Genomic DNA, 17,777 nt, shown 5'->3' with positions numbered 1-17,777 from the left:
ATCGGATAGACCGTTTGAGGCCCTTGTCTCGACGCATTTTCTAAATCGTCAGGTGATTTCACCTGACTGGAAAATGCTCCAGGCTGCGCGAAGGAGAGCGCCCGTGACCAGTCCAGCCGCTGTGCCCGAAGAGCCGGTCCGGCTGCCCGCAGAGATCGCGGCGTGGTTCGCCGCGCGCGGCTGGAAACCGCGCGCGCACCAGTTGGGGATGCTGGCGGCGGGGGATGCGGGCGAGCACGCGTTGCTGGTCGCCGATACCGGGGCGGGCAAGACGCTGGCCGGGTTCCTGCCCACGCTGGCCGCCTTTACCCCGTCGCGCCTCGCTGGCGATCGGGTGCCCGAGGGGCTCCACACGCTCTATATCTCGCCGCTCAAGGCGCTGGCGCACGATGTCCAGCGCAACCTGCTGACCCCGATCGAGGAGATGGGCCTGCCCATCCGGGTCGAGACGCGCAGCGGCGATACGCCGTCCGATCGCAAGGCGCGCCAGCGGGCCCGTCCGCCCCATGTCCTGCTCACGACGCCCGAATCGCTTTCGCTGCTGCTGACCTACCCCGAGGCCGAGACGCTGTTCGCAACGCTGCGCCGGGTGGTGATCGACGAGGTTCACGCCTTTGCGACGGGCAAGCGCGGCGATCTTCTGGCGCTTGCGCTTGGCCGCTTGCAGGCGCTGGCGCCGGGCCTCCAACGCGCGGCGCTGTCCGCGACCTTGGCCGATCCCGACGCCTATCGTGGCTGGCTGGCGCCCTGGGGGGACATCGATGGGGTGGCGCTGGTCGAAGGCGAGGCGGGGGCGTCCGCCGAGGTATCGATCCTCCTCCCGCGCGAGGAGCGTATTCCGTGGAGCGGGCACGCGGCGACCTGGGCGATCCCGCAGCTGATCGAGCAGATCGCGGCGCACCGCACCACGCTGGTCTTCACCAACACGCGCTTCCTTGCCGAATACATCTTTCAGGCGCTGTGGAACGCGAACGAGGACACGCTGCCGATCGGAATCCACCACGGCTCGCTGTCGAAGGAAGCGCGGCGCAAGGTCGAAGGCGCGATGGCGCGTGGCGAATTGCGCGCGCTGGTGTGCACGGCCAGCCTCGACCTGGGTATCGACTGGGGCGATATCGACCTGGTGGTGCAGATGGGCGCGCCCAAGGGCTCCTCGCGGCTGTTGCAGCGCATCGGACGGGCCAACCACCGGCTCGACTGTCCGAGCGAGGCGCTGCTGGTGCCGGGCAACCGGTTCGAGTTTCTCGAGGCCTTCGCGGCGTGCGAGGCGGTCGATGCGGGGCAGCGCGATGGCGAGGGGTTCCGGCCGGGCGGGCTCGACGTGCTGGCGCAGCATGTCATGGGACGGGCCTGCGCGGGGCCGTTCACCGAAGCCGGCCTGCTTGACGAGGTGCGCTCGACCAGCGCTTATGCGCACATCGATGCGGGCGGACTGGCGCGTGTGCTCGAATTCGTGGCGACGGGGGGGTATGCGCTGCGCAGTTACGATCGTTTTCGCCGCATCGTGCGCGAGCGCGACGGGAGCTGGCGGCTGACCCATCCCGAACACGCCGCGCGCCACCGCCTGAACGCGGGGATCATCGTCGATTCCGAAATGCTCGAGGTGCGCTTTCGCAACGGCCGTTCGCTCGGCCGGGTCGAGGAAGCGTTCGGTGCCAGTCTCGAGCCGGGCGACACCTTCCGGTTTGCCGGGCTCGACCTCGAAGTGGAATCGCTCAAGGATCTGGATCTGGTGGTGCGCGCGGCGCGCCGCTCGGCCACGATCCCCAGCTACATGGGCCAGCGCATGCCGATCTCGACCCATCTGGCGGGGCGGGTGCGCGCGATGCTGGCCGACCGGGCCGGCTGGGCGCGCTTTCCCGACGATGTGCGCGAGTGGCTCGAAGTGCAGGACTGGCGCTCGCACCTGCCGGGACCGGGGCGGCTGCTGGTCGAGAGCTTTCCCCACCAGGACCTGCACTACACCGCGTTCTACACCTTCGAGGGGTGGAACGCGAACCAGTCGCTTGGGATGCTGATTACCCGGCGCATGGAGGAGCGCGGGCTTTCCCCGCTGGGCTTCGTGGCGACCGATTACACGCTGATCGTGTGGGGGCTCAAGCCGGTGGAGGAGCCTGCCAGCCTGCTCTCGCCCGACATCCTGACGCATGAGTTCGTCGAGTGGGTGCAGCACAGCTATCTGCTGCGCCGGGCCTTTCGCGAGGTCGCGGTAATTTCGGGGCTGGTCGAGCGCCAGCAGCCGGGCAAGCGCAAGTCGGGGCGGCAGGTCACCTTTTCGACCGACCTCATCTACGATGTCCTGTGCAAGTACGAGCCTGACCATCTGCTGATCGAGGCGGCCTGGGCCGATGCGCGCGCGCGCCTGACCGATGTGGCGCGCGTGGCCGACGTGCTCGAGCGGGCCGGGCGCGAGGTCGATCATGTCCGGCTCGACCGGATCAGCCCGCTCGCAGTGCCCGCGCTCTCGATGATCGGGCGCGAGAGCCTGCCTTCGGGGGCGGCGGACGAGGACCTGCTGCACGAGGCCGAGAGCCTTGCCGCGATGGCGATGCGGGTCGATCCGCTACCGGACGAGGGCGATTGAAGCCACGGAAGGCAGAGAGGTAGCGCGTTGGCTGGCGTCGCCGAGACGGCCGCGGGGCGGCGCGCAAGGCCGACACGAAAAAGGGGCGGATTGCTCCGCCCCTCGTTCGCCGGACCCGAAGGTCCGATGGAGTTCGCCGCTTACTTGCTGAATTCGGCGTACTGCTCGTTGCCGACAAAGCCGAACTTGGAAACGTTCGAAGCCTTGATGAGCTGGAGCACGTTGGCCGACAGTTCGTAGCTTGCTTCCGGTTCGGGCTGGAACTGCAGTTCCGGCTCGACCGGGTACTGCAGCGACTGCTGGAGCAGATTGACCAGACCCGGACCGTCCACCTGGTTGCCGTTCCACAGAATCTTGTCGTCCTTGGTGAGGACAACCTTGTTCTTGATCGGATCGACCGGAGGCGGAGTGTTCGTGGGGGGCGTTGCGACCGGCAGATCGATGTTGATCGAGTGGGTCGCAACCGGGATGGACATGATGAACATGATGAGGAGGCAGAGCATGACGTCGATCAACGGCGTCGTGTTCATTTCCATCATCGGCGCGCCATCGTCCTTGCCGCCTGACATTGCCATGAGGTGTTTCTCCTGTTCCTGCCGCGGCGCTTAGTTCGGATCGATCGGGTTGGTGATGAAGCCAACCGTCGGGTAACCCGAAACCTGCACGTTGTAGATCGTACCGGCGACGCAACGCCACGGGGCGTTCACGTCACCGCGGATCTGCACCTGCGGGACGAGATCCGGATTTTCCCGCAGAGCCTGGGGACCGCCAGCGCGCTTGACGATGTTGTCGAGACGCTTGAAGGCGCGGTCACGCAGTTCCTCGGAGGAAACCGGAGTGATGTTGTTGAAGTAAACGCGGCACTGGCCGTTGCGCGATGCGCCCTGGAAGCCCGGTTCACCTGCGCTGCGACCGGCATCGTCGGTGGTGGAAACGGTGAGGAGCAGGTTTTCGACCTTATCCTTCGATTCCTCAGCGACAATGATCGGGATACGCAGCTTCTCGATCGTCTGAATCGCAACCGGAACTGCGATCAGGAAGATGATCAAGAGCACCAGCATGACGTCGACGAGCGGCGTCGTGTTGATGTCGGACATCGGTGTCTCAGCACCGCCTCCGCCCGAAGATATCGCCATAGTCTTATCCTAATCCTTGCGTTGCCTTGGGGAAGGCGACGGGCAGCGCATGCATCCGTCCGTCGCCTGGGTTCCCCGGAAGGATGCGGGAGGCCGGCGAATCCGGCTCCCGCAAGCCCGGACTAATTACGACTTGGCGGGAGCGGGCTTGGCCGGAGCGGCCGGAGCGGGCTTCTTGGCAGCCGACGCGGTGGCGAGCTCGGGCTTCACGGCGCCCTTCGAGGTGATGTTGGCAAGAACGTCGCTCGAGAAGCCGGTCAGCAGCTCGGCGATGCGCTTGTTGCGGGCCTGCAGGAAGTTGTAGGCCAGAACCGCGGGAACGGCGACGATGAGGCCCAGAGCGGTCATGATGAGCGCTTCACCGACGGGACCTGCGACCTTGTCGATCGAAGCCGAACCGGCGAGGCCGATGGCGATCAGGGCGCGGTAGATGCCGACGACGGTACCGAACAGACCGATGAACGGTGCGGTCGCGCCGACGGTGGCGAGGAAGGGCAGGCCGCCGGCGAGGCGGGCGTTGATCGAGGCTTCCGAGCGCGCGAGAGCCGAGTGCAGCCAGTCGTGGGCTTCGAGCTCGTCGGTCATCTTGGAGTGCTGCTCTTCAGCGACGATGCCGTCTTCGACGAGCTGGCGCCATGCGCTGTTCTTCTCGAGCTTGGTGACGCCTTCCTTGATCGTCGGAGCCTTCCAGAACGAGGTGCGAACCACGCCGAACTGGCGATTGATCTTCGACTGTTCGAACCACTTGGTGAACAGGATGTAGAACGAACCGAACGACATGATGCCGAGGATCACGACGGTGGCGTACGAGATGAAGCCGCCAGCCTGGAGGGCTTCGACGAAGCCGAACTTGTTCTGCGGCGCGGCTTCGCCCGCGGCGGCGAGGATATCAACGATAAGCATGCGAATTACCTCTCAAGAAGAATGCAGGATTAAAGGGCCGTCTCGCGCGGAGGGATGGGGACCCTAGTATCAATTGGCTTAGTTGAGCTGGTAGACGATCGTGGTCGAGAAGCTGCTCGAGATCGCGTTGCCGGCTGCGTCCAGTGCCGGGTCGAACCGAGCGTAACGGTTCATGCCGTCACATGCTGCCTCGTCCAGATCCGGGCTGCCGCTCGAACTGGTGACCTGGCAATTTTCGGCGCGGCCATCGGGCGTGACCGTCACGCGAACGCCCACGCGGCCTTCACGGCCCTCACGGGCGGCGCGGCTCGGGTAGTTGCGCTGGATCTGCGAGGCCCAACGGTTCTGGCCCTTGGTGCGCACGCCACGGGCCTGCGACGGAGCCGGAGGGGCGGGCGGTGCAGGCGGTGCCGGCGGAGCAACCGCGATCGGTACCGTGACCGGGGGAGCTGGCGGAGCCTTGACCACCGTTGCGACCGGCGGCGGAGCGACAGCGATGTCGATCGGCGGCGGCGGTGCCACGATGGGCGGCGGCGGCACGTCCGGCTGCTTCTTGGGAGGCGGCGGCGGCGGCTCTTCCTTCGGTTTTTCAGGTTCCTTGATGTCCACTGTCGTCACCTTCTCGGCGATCTTCTGCACCGCCTGATAGGCAAGGCCTGTGACGAGCGCATAGCCGACGAAGACGTGGATCAAGGCGACGATGACAATAGCGGTAATTTTACTACCGCTCATTTGCTGGTCAGCATAAGCCATTCAGACGCATCACTCCATTACCAAGCCCCGGACCTGCGCAAAAGGCACGAGTCCAAGGGCGCCGATGGTCTTCGCTAAAAGCGAAGCCCATGACGAAACTCGAAATTACCCACCCTGACGGCTGACAGTCCACTTCAAAGTCGTCACGCGACAGCGAAGCTTACCGCGGAGCTTGTTTGTGTTTTCGCCCCGTTTGGCAGTTTTCTTAGCGGTGAAGGTTCCCCTGCGCAACGCCCAATCGCCAGACCCCCGGGTTAACCTTCAATTAAGCCACGATTCGAGCATGGTGGCTTGCGCGGTGGATTGCGGCATCCCCGTTCAGTCCCCATAAAGCCGTGCGTTTATAACGGAGTCCGTTTCTATGTCTGTCGCGCTTCGCCCGGTCCTTGCGGGCCTGGCTGCCACGTTTCTTGTCTCGCTTTCAGGCCCCCTCGAGGCGGCTGAGCCGGCGCCGGCCCCGCCTCGCGTGACCTTCGCGGATCTTGCCGACAGGGCCGATTCGGCCCAGCTTGTGATCCACGCCAAAGTCCTCAAAACTGTTCGCGTGGCGAATGAACGGGCTCCCGGCGTGAAGCCCGGCTTTGGCCGTTTCTACGTCGAGGCGCAGACCCTGGGCCTGCTTGCGGGCAGCAGCGGGATCGGGGCCTCGCTGCGCTATCTGGTCGATCTCCCGCTCGATGCGCGCGGCAAGGGACCCAACCTCAAGAAGCAGGACGTGATGCTCTTCGCGCGCGCGGTTCCGGGCCGTCCGGGCGAAGTCCAGCTGGTCTCGCCCGATTCCCAGCTGCTGTGGACGCCCGCGCTCGATTCGCGCCTGCGCGACCTCCTGCGCCAGATGGTCGCGCCCGATGCGCCGGCGCCGATCACCGGGGTGCGCGAACTGCTCTACGTGCCCGGAAACCTCGCCGGGCAGGGGGAGACGCAGATCTTCCTCAAGACCAAGGACGGTTCGGCAGCGTCGATTACGGTACGCCATCAGCCCGGACAGGGGGACGTGTGGGGCGCCTCGTTCTCCGAACTGGTGGCCGACGTGACCCGCCCGCCCGAACCCGATACGCTTGAATGGTATCGCCTTGCCTGCTTCCTGCCGCCGTATCCGCCAGCGCAGGCCAACGTCTCGGCAGACTATGAGGCGAAGCGTCAGGCGCAGGAGGATTACCGCTTCGTGCTGGCCAAGCTTGGCCCGTGCGAACGCACGCACGACTGACGCGCGAACGCGCGGACGATTGATCCTATCGTGCGCCCTTGGGGGTATCGTGCCTTGATTGCCGCTTTTTGGCGTCAAGGTGCTGGAAAATTGCGAGCGGCTGGCTTAGGGCGCGCAGCCGAAAGGGAACCAGATGACAGAACCGCTCAAGATCGCACTTGCAGGCCTCGGAACCGTAGGGACCGGCGTTGTCCGCCTGATCGAGACCAACGCCGACCTGATTGCCCGCCGCGCGCGGCGGCCGGTGCGCATTACGGCCGTGAGCGCGCGCGACCGGACCAAGGATCGCGGTGTGGACCTGTCGCCCTATGCCTGGGTCGATGACCCCGCCGAACTGGCCGCGCGCGAGGATGTCGACGTGGTGGTCGAAATGGTCGGCGGCTCGGACGGGCCGGCGCTGGCGTTGGCGCGCACCGCGCTCGCCAACGGCAAGAGCTTCGTTACCGCCAACAAGGCGATGATCGCGCACCACGGGCTCGAACTGGCCAAGGTCGCCGAGGACGCCGGTGTCGCGCTCAAGTTCGAGGCGGCGGTGGCGGGGGGCATCCCGGTCATCAACGGGCTGATCGACGGCGCTTCGGCCAATGCGGTCGAGCGCGTCTACGGCATCCTCAACGGTACCTGCAACTATATCCTCTCGACCATGGAGGACACTGGTGCGGACTTTGGCGAGGTGCTCGCCGAGGCGCAGCGTCTGGGCTATGCCGAGGCCGATCCGACCTTCGACATCGAAGGCATCGATGCCGGACACAAGCTTTCGATCCTGGCCGCGATCGCGTTTGGCGCCAAGCTCGACTTCGGCGCGGTCGAGGCGCAGGGCATCGCGCAGATCAAGGCGGCTGACATCGAGCAGGCGCATGGGCTGGGCTACGTCATCCGCCTGATCGGTTTCAGCGAGGTCGATCGCCACGACGGCATGCCGCGCCTGTTCCAGCGCGTGCGGCCCTACCTCGTGCCGCTGGGCCATCCGCTCGCCAATGTCGATGGGCCGACCAACGCGATCGTCGCCGAGGGCAACTTCGTGGGGCGCCTGCTGTTCCAGGGCGCGGGTGCGGGCGACGGCCCGACCGCGAGCGCGGTGGTGGCCGACATCATCGAGGTCGCGCGCGGCGAGATGGGCCCGGCCTTCGCCATGCCGGTCGAGGAACTCGAACCGATGGCCGCGGCCGCTTGCGGGCACCGCGTGTCGAGCGCCTACATCCGCTTTACCGTGCTCGACCGTCCGGGCGTGCTCGCCGAGATCACCGCCGCGATGCGCGATGCGGGCGTCTCGATAGAGAGCATGATCCAGAAGGGTGATCCCGACCAGGACGGGGTGGTCATCCTTGCCGTGGTCACGCACCAGGGCCCCGAGGCGGGCGTGGTCGAGGCGATGCGCATTCTCGAAGGCTCCTCCAGCCTGACCGCGCCGCCGCTGGTGATGCAGATCCTGGCCAACTGAGCCTGTCGTTGCCGCCCTTTTCCGGGGCTGGGCGATGGCGAAAACGAAAAGAGCGCGAGGGGGCCAGGGCCTCTCGCGCTCTTTTGCTGTCGGTGCGGTGTCCGGCGTCAGGGCACGCGCATCTCGCCCTTGGCGATCTTGTCCGCGTCCGAGCCTGCGGGAGCCTCGGGAATGGCGCCCAGGTCGATCAGCAGCGGTTGCGCGCGCGGGCAGGGGCCGATGAAGCACATGCCGCTCGCGGTGGCCTTGCCCTTGAAGATGCCGTCGCCCGCGACGTCGGGCGGGGTGAGGCGTCCGTCGTCGGTCCCGGCTTTGCCGGTGGGGTCGAGATCGGCGGAGGATTCGACGCGGTTTTCCTCCTCGTCGGGCGCGCAGACCACGATCTCGCCCTTGCGGATGGTGCGCAGGCAGTGGCGGCGCGAGGTGTCGCGCGTGACGTGCCCGTCGTTGCCCAACATGCTTTCGGCGATTGCCCTGTCCGCGTCGGAAACGGCGCTCGCGCTGGCGGTGGAGCCGTCCTGCGCCAGGACCGGCGAGGAGAGCAGGGCGGCCAGGGCCAGAAGCAAAATGGGACTTCTCGACAATTCAAATTCCTCTGTCTAAGGCGGGCATACCTTCCCTCTTCGGCTTAATCCGGAGTGAACATGTCCGAACCGACTCCCGCCAGTAAAGTGCTTGACCGCGTCCTCGTCCTGGAAATGGTGCGCGTTACCGAAGCGGCCGCGATCGCCGCATCGCGCCTGGTCGGGCGCGGGGACGAGAAGGCGGCCGATGCGGCGGCGGTTGAGGCCATGCGCGCGGCCTTCGATGAACTCTATATGGACGGGACCGTCGTGATTGGCGAGGGGGAACGCGATGCGGCCCCGATGCTGTTCATCGGCGAGAAGGTCGGTGGGGCGCCGGGCAAGGGGCCGCGCATCGACATCGCGCTCGATCCGCTTGAAGGCACCACGATCACCGCCAAGGCTGGACCCAACGCGCTCGCGGTGTTGGCTGCGGCGGAAGAAGGTGGCCTGCTCAACGCGCCCGACGTCTACATGGACAAGATCGCGGTCGGCCCCGGTTATCCGCCGGACGTGATCGATCTTGGCAAGTCGGTGCGGGAGAATGTCGAGGCGGTGGCCGCCGCCAAGGGGGTGAGGCCCGAGGACATCATCGTGTGCGTGCTTGACCGGCCCCGCCATGGCGAGCTGATCGAGGAACTGCGCGCGCTGGGCTGCGGGGTCGTGCTGATCGGCGACGGCGACATCGCCGGCGTCATCGCGACGACCGATGAGAACACCACGATCGATCTCTACATGGGCTCGGGCGGCGCGCCCGAGGGCGTGCTGGCGGCTGCGGCGCTGCGCTGCGTGGGCGGGCAGTTTAACGGCCGCCTCCTGTTCCGCAACGAGGACGAGCGCGCGCGGGCGCGCAAATGCGGGATCGAGGACCTCGATCGCATCTACAAGCTGGAGGACCTGGCGAAGGGCGACTGCATCTTTGCGGCGACCGGGGTGACCGACGGGTCGCTGCTGGGCGGGGTCAAGCATTTCAAGGGTGGGCGCATGACGACCCACAGCGTGGTGATGCGCGCCAGTTCGGGCACGGTGCGTTGGATCAAGGGCGAACACCGCGCCTGAGCGCGTGGTTCGTTTCGCGCAACCTCTTGTCGGTTCATGAAAAGGCCGCTTCCGGGTGATCGGGAGTGGCCTTCTGGCGGAATACGGCCAGCTCGGCCCCAAATCCGGTCACTGGTGAAAAACCGGCGTGTTTCTATTGCAATCGGATGACGCATCACTAAGGGCGGGCGCGATCAAGGCACTTTCTGGCGCTTTCGGGGATTCGCAATGAAGATCATGTCGGGTAACAGCAACCTTCCGCTCGCACGTGCGGTCGCGGCCTATCTTGAGCTGCCGCTCACGGACGCCAGCGTGCGGCGCTTCGCGGACGAGGAAATCTTCGTCGAGATTCACGAGAACGTGCGCGGCGAGGACGTCTTCGTGGTCCAGCCCACGAGCTACCCCGCCAACGACAACCTGATGGAGCTGCTGATCTGCATCGACGCGCTGCGCCGGGCCTCGGCCAAGCGCATCACCGCCGTCGTGCCGTACTTCGGCTACGCCCGCCAGGACCGCAAGCCCGGCCCGCGCACGCCGATTTCGGCCAAGCTGGTCGCCAACCTGATGACCGAGGCAGGGGCCGACCGCGTCCTTTCGATCGACCTGCACGCGGGCCAGATCCAGGGTTTCTTCGATATTCCGACCGACAACCTGTTCGCCGCTCCGGTGATGGCCGCCGACATCCAGGCGCGCTACGGCGATGAATCGCTGATGGTCGTCTCGCCCGACGTTGGCGGCGTGGTGCGCGCCCGCGCGCTCGCCAAGCGCCTCGACAACGCGCCGCTGGCGATCGTCGACAAGCGTCGCGATCGTCCCGGCCAGTCCGAGGTCATGAACATCATCGGCGACGTGAAGGGCCGCGCCTGCATCCTGATCGACGACATCATCGATTCGGGCGGCACGCTGTGCAACGCGGCGCAGGCGCTGATGGACGAGGGCGCCGCGAGCGTCACCGCCTACATCACCCACGGCGTGCTTTCGGGCGCTGCGGTGTCGCGCGTGAACAATTCCGCACTGAAGGAACTGGTCATCACCGATTCGATCCAGTCGACCCAGGCGACGCTCGATTCCGATCGTATCCGCGTGCTGACCGTCGCCCCGCTGGTGGGCGAGGCGATCCGCCGCATCGCGGACGAAAGCTCGGTGTCGAGCCTGTTTGACTGATCACTCGCCGCAAGACGGCTCGAAAAAGCCCCGTAGCCATCGGCTGCGGGGCTTTTTCGTTTGGCGGGCCCGGCGGGTTCAATCCTGTGGCACTTCCCAGGGGCGCACGGCGCCGGGCGCGATACGATCGAGTTCTTCCAGCCGGCGCGCCTGGCGCGATTCGAGCGTGAGCGTGAGCAGCGGCTGGGGCGCTTCCACGAACTGGCGCGGCGCCATCCCGAACAGCTGGATGAATTCGTGGATGAGATGGCTCTCGTCGTAATAGCGCAGCATGATGTCCTCGGCCTCGGCCCGGTCGGCGACACCGCGCAGCTGGCTGGCCATGTCGAGCGCGCGGGCCCGGCGGAAGACCTGCTTTGGGGTAACCCCGAAATCGCGCTGCACGGTGCGCTCCAGCCGCCGCCGTTCGACCCCGCAGGCCCGCGCGGCCTCAGCGATGGTCATCGCGGGTGAGCGGAAGGCCAGTTCCTCGAACTGCACGGTGAGCGGGTCGGGCTCGCGCGCGCCGGTCGCCGCGATACGCTCGCGAAACAGGTCTTCGAGCGCGCAGGCCCAGTCCTCGGGCGAACCGTCGGGGGCGAAGCGGGCGAGCACCGCGTTCTCGTCGAGCCCGGCCAGCCCGGTGGGCACCGCCCGGTCGAGGATCTGGGTCAGGCGCGGACCCTTGAGCGCGGTGCAGGCGCCCGGACGTACGGTGACGCCGATCGAGATGAAGCTGCCGGTGACGCGGATCGGCATGCGGTGGGTCTGCGGCCCGAACAGCAGCGCCGAGCGTCCGGCGATGAGCGGGCCGTCGGCGGTATCGGCCTGCCAGGCCCCCGCGAGCTGCACGCGCAGGCACGCGACGTCGTTGAACAGGCCGCACGACAAGGTGTAGTCGGCCGGGGCGAGGACCTTGGTGATGTAGATCCGCCCGATCCACGGCGCGAGTTCGACCGCGGGCGCGCGGTTGTACGACAGTGGCTGCCCGTCGCGCGAGACTCCCTGTTCGGGCGCGATCCGTGGATCGACGCCCGGTGCCTTCCTGTGCCGCATCATGCCTCTCGTATCTGCATGCCCCGGACGGGGGCGTAAGCGGGGACGGCAGCGCCGACAAGTCAAATCGCCGTCATGATTCGTGCCACGATCTTGTCCGGGCTTGACCAGCCCGCGACCCAGCGGGCACAGCGCAGGCCATGACCATGGAACAGGACCTCGCCCTTGCCATGCGCCTCGCCGATGCGGCAGGCGCGGCCATCCGCCCCTATTTCCGCTCGCCCGACATCGGCACCGAGACCAAGGGCGATGCCTCGCCGGTCACCGTGGCCGACCGCGCGGCCGAGGAGGCGATGCGCGCGATCCTGCGCGCCGAGGCGCCCCGGGACGGCATCATCGGTGAGGAATTCGGCACCGAGAAGGGCACCTCGCGGCGCGACTGGGTGCTCGACCCGATCGACGGTACGGTTTCGTTCGTGGTCGGGCGGCCGATCTTCGGCACGCTGATCGCGCTGCTGGTCGATGGCTGGCCGGTGCTCGGCGTGATCGACCAGCCGATCCTGGGCGAACGCTGGGTCGGCGCGAGCGGGCGGGCGACGACCTTCAACGGGCAGCCGGTGCGCACCCGGCGCTGCGCGCAGCTTTCGGATGCGGTTCTGGCCACCACCGGGCCGCATTACTTCGACGCGCATGAGGGCGAGCATTTCATGGCGCTTGCCGCGCAGACCAACCACAAACGCATGGTCATGGGCGGCGACTGCTACAACTACGGCCTGCTCGCCTCGGGGCATATCGATCTCGTCTGCGAGGCGGGGCTCAAGCTGCACGACTGGGCCGCGCTGGTGCCGATCGTGGAGGGTGCGGGCGGCACGATGTGCGACTGGAACGGCGATCCGCTCCACGCCGCGTCCGAAGGGCACGTGCTGGCGATGGGCGATGGCGCCCGGCTCGAGGACGTGGTCGAGGCGATGGCCGCCAGCCATGACCATGACCACGGCTCCCACGGCCACCACCACGACCATCCTTGAACGCGCCGCGCCGCTTCTTCTTCTACGGCACGCTGCTGGCGGGCATGGACAACGCGGTCGCGCGCGTCGCGCACCGGGTGCTGCGCTGCGAAGGCGCGGCGCGGGTGCCGGGCGCGCTGTTCGCCATCCCCGACCGCGCGGGGTGGTATCCCGCGCTGGTTGCAGGCGAGGGGTGGGTGCAGGGGCAGATCTGGAGCGTTCTGGCGGGCTTCGCGGGGGCCGACCTCGCCGCGCTCGACGCTTACGAAGAGTGCCGGGCGGCCGACCGGGCGGGCAGTCTCTACTGGCGCTCGGGTGCCTGCGCGGTGCGGGGTGACGGGGGACGTCAGGCGGTGCAGCTCTACCGCTACGACAGGCCCCTGCCGCGCGGGGCGCGGCCGATTGCAGGCGGTGACTTTGCCGCCTGGCTGGCGGCGCAGCGACAGGCTGCGTACCGGCCCTGCTGAGCGCGGTGCGCGGGGGGGCTTGCCTTTGTCCCGATTGCCCGGTAATGGGCCGCCCTTCAATCGACACGGTTGAGTCTTTCACAAAGAGATTCGCGGGTCGGCCTGGCGACAAGGGCTGCCAGGGTCGGCCGGACGTGTCCCTGCAAAGGAGACGAAAATGCCCAAGTTGAAGACGAAGAGCGGCGTCAAGAAGCGCTTCAAGCTCACCGCCACCGGCAAGGTGAAGCACGGCGTGGCCGGCAAGCGCCACCGCCTGATCAGCCACAACGGCAAGTACATCCGCCAGAATCGCGGCACCGAGGTCATTTCCGACGCCGATGCCAAGACGATCAAGAAGTGGGCGCCCTACGGGCTCAACTGAGGAGTACTGACCAATGAGCCGTATCAAGCGTGGTGTGACCACCCGTGCCAAGCACAAGCGTATTCTCGACCAGGCCAAGGGTTTCCGCGGCCGTCGCAAGAACACGATCCGTATCGCTCGCCAGGCCGTCGAAAAGGCCGGTCAGTACGCGTACCGTGACCGCAAGATCAAGAAGCGCAACTTCCGCGCTCTGTGGATCCAGCGCATCAACGCCGCCGTGCGCAACGAAGGCCTGACCTACTCGCAGTTCATGCACGGCGCCAAGCTCGCCGGCATCGAGCTCGATCGCAAGTCGATGGCCGACCTCGCCATGAACGAGGGTGCGGTGTTCTCGGCCGTGATCGCGCAGGCGAAGGCCGCGCTTCCGGCCTGATCGGCCGATCGCGAAACCGTTTGACGGGGTGGGCCGCAGCGCGGCTGCCCCGGCCCGGACAGAAAAAGGCGCAAAGGATTTCCTTTGCGCCTTTTTTGTGTTTTGCATCCCCTTGCACGCCCCTTGTGCGCGTGTTGCAAACGTCTTAATCGTGGCGGTCTTGTTGGTATCGGAGACCGAATGTCCGCGCGCTGTACAGTCACAGCCAACTATCTGAGGACGGTTCCCGAACTGCGCCGCTATTTCGCGAGCGTCTTCCTGATCGAGATCGATGTCGCCGACGGCGGGGCGATCGAGGATTTCATGTTCCCCGACTGGGCAACGCTGCGTTTCAACGCCCAGCCGAGCATCGCGGGCAATACCCGTGCGGGCGAACCTTTGCCGAATTCGCGCTTCATCGTCTCGGGGCCGCGCTCGCAGGAAGCCTACATGCACACCGCTAGCCTGCGGCAGTGGGGCGTGCTGCTCCATCCGCTGGGCTGGTCGCTGCTGATCGGCGAGCCGGCCAGCGCCTTTGCCAACCGGCTGGCCGATGGCATGACCCACCCCGCCTTCGCCGCGTTCCGCCCACTCGCCGCCACGCTCTATGGGGCCGAGCCCGATCGCGAGGGCGAACTGGCCCGGCTGACCGACTTTTTCCTGGGCATCACCCCGCGTGCGGAACCCGCCGAGGAGGCCATCATGCGCGCTTACCACGCGCTCGACGATCCTGAGGTGGACAGCGTCGACAAGCTGGCCGAGCGGGCCGGGATCAACCGCCGCACGCTGGAACGCTTGTGCCAGCGGGTCTTCGGTTTTCCGCCCAAGCTGTTGCTGCGCCGCCAGCGTTTCCTGCGCTCGCTTTCGCAGTTTACTGCCGATCCTTCGCTCAAATGGGTCGGCGCGCTCGACGCCGGGTACTACGATCAGGCGCAGTTCGTGCGCGATTTCCGTGAGTTCATGGGCATGACGCCGAGCGAATACGGCCAGCGCTGCAAGCCCGTGGTCGAGCCGGTGCTGCGCGAAAGGGCGCGCTACCGCAGCGAATGGCTGCGCGAGAGGCAACTGGGCGCCTATCTGCCGGGCTGAGCGTGACGGGCGAGCGGGTTTCCTCGCGGCTTGCGTCGTTGCGATTTGTCCGCGAGGCTCCTAAGGAGCCTCGCTCAGGACATGAACAGATAGACAGGCAGACACCCGACGTGGATTACCTAGCAACCGGCCAGGACGCCCTTTCGCGCATCGAAGCGGCCAGCGATCTTGACGCCCTCGAGGCGCTGCGCGTCGCGTTTCTGGGCAAGCAGGGGTCGATCTCGGGCCTGCTCAAGACGCTGGGCAAGATGACCCCGGACGAGCGCAAGGAAGAGGGGCCGAAGATCCACGCCCTGCGCGAAAGCGTGACCGCGGCGCTCGCCGATCGCAAGGCCGCTCTGGAAGGCGCCGCGCTCGAGGCGCGCCTCGCCGCCGAGACGATCGATCTTTCGCTGCCCGCCCCCGAAATGCCGCGTGGTTCGGTCCACCCGATCGCGCAGGTCATGGACGAGCTTGCCGAAGTCTTCGCCGACATGGGCTTTGCCGTCGCCAGCGGCCCCGAGATCGAGGACGACTGGCACAACTTCACTGCGCTCAACATGCCCGAGACGCACCCCGCGCGCGCCATGCACGACACCTTCTACTTCCCCGACAAGGACGATGAAGGCCGCGACATGCTGCTGCGTACGCACACTTCCCCGGTGCAGATCCGCGCGATGATCGCGCAGGGCGCGCCGCTGCGCATCATTGCGCCGGGCCGCGTCTACCGCTCGGACAGCGATGCCACGCACACCCCGATGTTCCACCAGATCGAGGGTCTGGTGATCGACAAGGGCATTCATCTGGGCCATCTCAAGTGGACGCTCGAGACCTTCCTCAAGGCCTATTTCGAGCGCGAGGACATCGTCCTGCGCCTGCGCCCCAGCTACTTTCCCTTCACCGAGCCTTCGGTCGAGGTGGACGTGGGCTATTCGCAGCAGGGCGGGCGCCGCGTGGTGGGCGGCTCGGGCGATGCGCCGGGCCATGCCTGGATGGAAGTGCTCGGCTCGGGCATGGTCAACCGCCGCGTGATCGCCGCCGCCGGGCTCGACCCGGACGAATGGCAGGGCTTTGCCTTCGGCACCGGCGTCGACCGCCTCGCCATGCTCAAGTACGGCATGGACGACCTGCGCGCCTTCTTCGACGGCGATGTGCGCTGGCTTTCGCATTACGGCTTCTCCGCCCTCGACGTGCCGACCCTCTCGGGTGGCGTCGGCACCCCGGCCTGAGCGGATAAGAGGACTCCAAGACGATGAAATTCTCGCTTTCCTGGCTCAAGCAGTACCTTGAGACCGACGCCGGCATCGAGGACGTTGCCGCCACGCTCAACCGCATCGGCATCGAGGTCGAGGGTATCGAGGACCCGGCCGAGAAGCTGGCCGGTTTCCGCGTCGCCAAGATCCTGACCGCCGCGCGCCACCCCGACGCGGACAAGCTCCAGGTGCTCACCGTCGACACCGGTGAGGGTGATCCGCTCCAGGTCGTGTGCGGCGCGCCCAACGCACGCGCAGGCCTCGTCGGCGTGCTTGGCCTGCCGGGCGCCAGCGTGCCCGCCAACGGGATGGTGCTCAAAAAATCGGCCATCCGCGGCGTCGAATCGAACGGCATGATGTGTTCGGTGCGCGAGCTGGAACTGGGCGATGCCCACGAAGGCATCATCGAACTGCCCGAGGATGCGCCGGTCGGCACCCCGTTCGCGCAGTACCATGGCGCCGATCCGGTGATCGACGTCTCGATCACCCCCAACCGGCCCGACTGCATGGGCGTCTATGGCATTGCGCGCGATCTTGCCGCGGCGGGGCTGGGCACGCTCAAGCCGATCGAGGCCAAGGCCATCGCCGGGACCTACCCGTGCCCGGTCGCGATCCGCATCGAGGACGCGCAAGGCTGCCCCGCCTTTTACGGCCGGGTCATCAAGGGCGTGACCAACGGCCCTTCGCCGCTCTGGCTGCAGGAGTGCCTCAAGGCGGCCGGGCAACGTCCGATCTCGGCGCTGGTCGATGCGACCAACTTCGTGATGCTGGGCTACGGGCGCCCGGCGCACGCCTATGACCTCGCCAAGCTCAACGGCGCGGTGACCGCGCGCCGCGCGGTTGAGGGCGAGACGGTCGTTGCGCTCAACGAGAAGGAATACACGCTCACCGCCGAGATGACGGTGATCGCCGACGAGGCGGGCGTGCACGACATTGCCGGGATCATGGGCGGCGAGCATTCGGGCTGCGACGAGGCGACCCGTGACGTGCTGCTCGAAATCGCCTACTTCGATCCCGAACGCATCGCGCTGACCGGCCGTGCGCTCAATCTCACTTCGGACGCGCGCGCGCGGTTCGAGCGCGGGATCGATCCGGCCTTCCTCGACACCGGGCTTGACCTGCTGACCGCGCTGATCCTCGATCTGTGCGGCGGCGAGGCGTCCGAGGTGGTGCGCGTGGGCGCAGCTCCGGCGAGCCCCAGGATCGTCCACTTCACGCCTGCGCTGACCGCGCAGTTGGGCGGGGTGCCCATTCCCGAGGCGGAACAGCAGCGTATCCTGGAAAACCTGGGCTTTGCGGTCGTGGCCGAACAGGCCGGGTTCGAGGCGGGCTGGGCGGTCACCGTTCCCGGCTGGCGCCCGGATGTGGATGGCGCGCCCGACATCGTCGAGGAAGTGGTGCGTATCCACGGGCTCGACAACATCGAAAGCGTCGCGCTGCCGCGCGCCGATGGCGTTGCGCTGCCCACCGCCACGCCGGCGCAGGCGCTTGAGCGGCGGGTGCGC

General features: G+C 67.0%; 18 protein-coding genes. 12 read left to right on the top strand and 6 right to left on the bottom strand.

Annotated features, from left to right (window positions below):
• Nucleotides 1–103: 103 nt before the first annotated feature.
• Nucleotides 104–2,584: a ligase-associated DNA damage response DEXH box helicase gene (locus MTR62_RS02005; protein WP_327194367.1), complete on the top strand. Its 2,481-nt coding sequence runs from the start codon at nucleotides 104–106 to the stop codon at nucleotides 2,582–2,584.
• Between the two features lie 140 nt (nucleotides 2,585–2,724).
• On the opposite strand, the gene MTR62_RS02000 is transcribed toward MTR62_RS02005, so the two are convergent.
• From MTR62_RS02000 to MTR62_RS01985, 4 genes are all read right to left on the bottom strand, one after another.
• Nucleotides 2,725–3,159 carry an ExbD/TolR family protein gene (locus MTR62_RS02000; protein WP_244016603.1) on the bottom strand — a complete coding sequence of 145 codons (435 nt, stop codon included), beginning with the start codon at nucleotides 3,157–3,159 and terminating at the stop codon, nucleotides 2,725–2,727.
• A gap of 30 nt (nucleotides 3,160–3,189) precedes the next feature.
• Entirely contained in the window at nucleotides 3,190–3,720 is a 531-nt protein-coding gene (locus MTR62_RS01995) for an ExbD/TolR family protein (protein WP_244016602.1), read from the bottom strand.
• A gap of 126 nt (nucleotides 3,721–3,846) precedes the next feature.
• Nucleotides 3,847–4,623, bottom strand: coding sequence for a MotA/TolQ/ExbB proton channel family protein (locus MTR62_RS01990; protein WP_244016601.1), 777 nt, complete (start codon nucleotides 4,621–4,623; stop codon nucleotides 3,847–3,849).
• 78 nt (nucleotides 4,624–4,701) lie between these two features.
• Nucleotides 4,702–5,376 carry an energy transducer TonB gene (locus tag MTR62_RS01985; RefSeq protein WP_244016600.1) on the bottom strand — a complete coding sequence of 225 codons (675 nt, stop codon included), beginning with the start codon at nucleotides 5,374–5,376 and terminating at the stop codon, nucleotides 4,702–4,704.
• A gap of 544 nt (nucleotides 5,377–5,920) precedes the next feature.
• On the opposite strand from MTR62_RS01985, the gene MTR62_RS01980 reads away from it, so the two are divergent.
• On the top strand, nucleotides 5,921–6,583 hold the full coding sequence (locus MTR62_RS01980; protein ID WP_244016599.1) for a hypothetical protein: 663 nt from the start codon (nucleotides 5,921–5,923) through the stop codon (nucleotides 6,581–6,583).
• Between the two features lie 133 nt (nucleotides 6,584–6,716).
• Nucleotides 6,717–8,024 (top strand): homoserine dehydrogenase, encoded by a 1,308-nt coding sequence (locus tag MTR62_RS01975; RefSeq protein ID WP_244016598.1) that lies wholly within the window; start codon nucleotides 6,717–6,719, stop codon nucleotides 8,022–8,024.
• A 107-nt stretch (nucleotides 8,025–8,131) separates the two neighbouring features.
• On the opposite strand, the gene MTR62_RS01970 is transcribed toward MTR62_RS01975, so the two are convergent.
• Nucleotides 8,132–8,590 carry a hypothetical protein gene (locus MTR62_RS01970; protein ID WP_244016597.1) on the bottom strand — a complete coding sequence of 153 codons (459 nt, stop codon included), beginning with the start codon at nucleotides 8,588–8,590 and terminating at the stop codon, nucleotides 8,132–8,134.
• 78 nt (nucleotides 8,591–8,668) lie between these two features.
• Between MTR62_RS01970 and glpX the strand changes: the two genes are divergently transcribed.
• Complete coding sequence (gene glpX, locus MTR62_RS01965; RefSeq protein ID WP_244016596.1) at nucleotides 8,669–9,646, top strand: class II fructose-bisphosphatase; 978 nt, start codon at nucleotides 8,669–8,671, stop codon at nucleotides 9,644–9,646.
• 207 nt (nucleotides 9,647–9,853) lie between these two features.
• Complete coding sequence (locus MTR62_RS01960; protein ID WP_244016595.1) at nucleotides 9,854–10,789, top strand: ribose-phosphate pyrophosphokinase; 936 nt, start codon at nucleotides 9,854–9,856, stop codon at nucleotides 10,787–10,789.
• A 78-nt stretch (nucleotides 10,790–10,867) separates the two neighbouring features.
• On the opposite strand, the gene MTR62_RS01955 is transcribed toward MTR62_RS01960, so the two are convergent.
• Nucleotides 10,868–11,827, bottom strand: a complete 960-nt coding sequence (locus MTR62_RS01955) for a helix-turn-helix domain-containing protein (protein WP_327194366.1) — start codon at nucleotides 11,825–11,827, stop codon at nucleotides 10,868–10,870.
• A 137-nt stretch (nucleotides 11,828–11,964) separates the two neighbouring features.
• Between MTR62_RS01955 and hisN the strand changes: the two genes are divergently transcribed.
• The 7 genes from hisN to pheT all read left to right on the top strand — a co-directional run.
• Entirely contained in the window at nucleotides 11,965–12,792 is an 828-nt protein-coding gene (gene hisN / locus MTR62_RS01950; protein WP_244016594.1) for a histidinol-phosphatase, read from the top strand.
• A complete protein-coding gene (locus tag MTR62_RS01945) occupies nucleotides 12,789–13,238 on the top strand; it encodes a gamma-glutamylcyclotransferase family protein (protein WP_244016593.1) in 450 nt (149 codons plus the stop codon). The genes hisN and MTR62_RS01945 overlap by 4 nt, the downstream gene beginning before the upstream one ends.
• A gap of 157 nt (nucleotides 13,239–13,395) precedes the next feature.
• The gene (gene rpmI / locus MTR62_RS01940) at nucleotides 13,396–13,599 is read left to right on the top strand and encodes a 50S ribosomal protein L35 (protein ID WP_007012839.1); all 204 of its coding nucleotides are present in this window, start codon (nucleotides 13,396–13,398) and stop codon (nucleotides 13,597–13,599) included.
• A 13-nt stretch (nucleotides 13,600–13,612) separates the two neighbouring features.
• Entirely contained in the window at nucleotides 13,613–13,972 is a 360-nt protein-coding gene (gene rplT, locus MTR62_RS01935) for a 50S ribosomal protein L20 (protein ID WP_244016592.1), read from the top strand.
• A 180-nt stretch (nucleotides 13,973–14,152) separates the two neighbouring features.
• A complete protein-coding gene (locus MTR62_RS01930; RefSeq protein ID WP_244016591.1) occupies nucleotides 14,153–15,040 on the top strand; it encodes a helix-turn-helix domain-containing protein in 888 nt (295 codons plus the stop codon).
• A gap of 110 nt (nucleotides 15,041–15,150) precedes the next feature.
• Nucleotides 15,151–16,248 (top strand): phenylalanine--tRNA ligase subunit alpha, encoded by a 1,098-nt coding sequence (pheS, locus tag MTR62_RS01925; protein ID WP_244016590.1) that lies wholly within the window; start codon nucleotides 15,151–15,153, stop codon nucleotides 16,246–16,248.
• A gap of 23 nt (nucleotides 16,249–16,271) precedes the next feature.
• Nucleotides 16,272–17,777, top strand: a 1,506-nt coding sequence (gene pheT, locus MTR62_RS01920; RefSeq protein ID WP_244016589.1) for a phenylalanine--tRNA ligase subunit beta, incomplete at its 3' end; no start/stop codon positions are given.

This window comes from Novosphingobium organovorum, from assembly GCF_022832435.1.
Taxonomy (GTDB): Bacteria; Pseudomonadota; Alphaproteobacteria; order Sphingomonadales; family Sphingomonadaceae; genus Novosphingobium; species Novosphingobium organovorum.
Note: the sequence above shows the minus strand (reverse complement) of the source record. Positions and strands in the feature narration are given on the sequence as shown.

Excerpts from the sequence above, each read along its gene's own strand:
- MTR62_RS02000 (WP_244016603.1), bottom strand. The coding sequence starts at position 3,159 with ATGGCAATGTCAGGCGGCAAGGACGATGGCGCGCCGATGATGGAAATG.
- MTR62_RS01995 (WP_244016602.1), bottom strand. The coding sequence starts at position 3,720 with ATGGCGATATCTTCGGGCGGAGGCGGTGCTGAGACACCGATGTCCGAC.
- MTR62_RS01990 (WP_244016601.1), bottom strand. The coding sequence starts at position 4,623 with ATGCTTATCGTTGATATCCTCGCCGCCGCGGGCGAAGCCGCGCCGCAG.
- MTR62_RS01985 (WP_244016600.1), bottom strand. The coding sequence starts at position 5,376 with ATGGCTTATGCTGACCAGCAAATGAGCGGTAGTAAAATTACCGCTATT.
- MTR62_RS01975 (WP_244016598.1), top strand. The coding sequence starts at position 6,717 with ATGACAGAACCGCTCAAGATCGCACTTGCAGGCCTCGGAACCGTAGGG.
- glpX (WP_244016596.1), top strand. The coding sequence starts at position 8,669 with ATGTCCGAACCGACTCCCGCCAGTAAAGTGCTTGACCGCGTCCTCGTC.
- MTR62_RS01960 (WP_244016595.1), top strand. The coding sequence starts at position 9,854 with ATGAAGATCATGTCGGGTAACAGCAACCTTCCGCTCGCACGTGCGGTC.
- MTR62_RS01955 (WP_327194366.1), bottom strand. The coding sequence starts at position 11,827 with ATGATGCGGCACAGGAAGGCACCGGGCGTCGATCCACGGATCGCGCCC.
- hisN (WP_244016594.1), top strand. The coding sequence starts at position 11,965 with ATGACCATGGAACAGGACCTCGCCCTTGCCATGCGCCTCGCCGATGCG.
- rpmI (WP_007012839.1), top strand. The coding sequence starts at position 13,396 with ATGCCCAAGTTGAAGACGAAGAGCGGCGTCAAGAAGCGCTTCAAGCTC.
- rplT (WP_244016592.1), top strand. The coding sequence starts at position 13,613 with ATGAGCCGTATCAAGCGTGGTGTGACCACCCGTGCCAAGCACAAGCGT.
- MTR62_RS01930 (WP_244016591.1), top strand. The coding sequence starts at position 14,153 with ATGTCCGCGCGCTGTACAGTCACAGCCAACTATCTGAGGACGGTTCCC.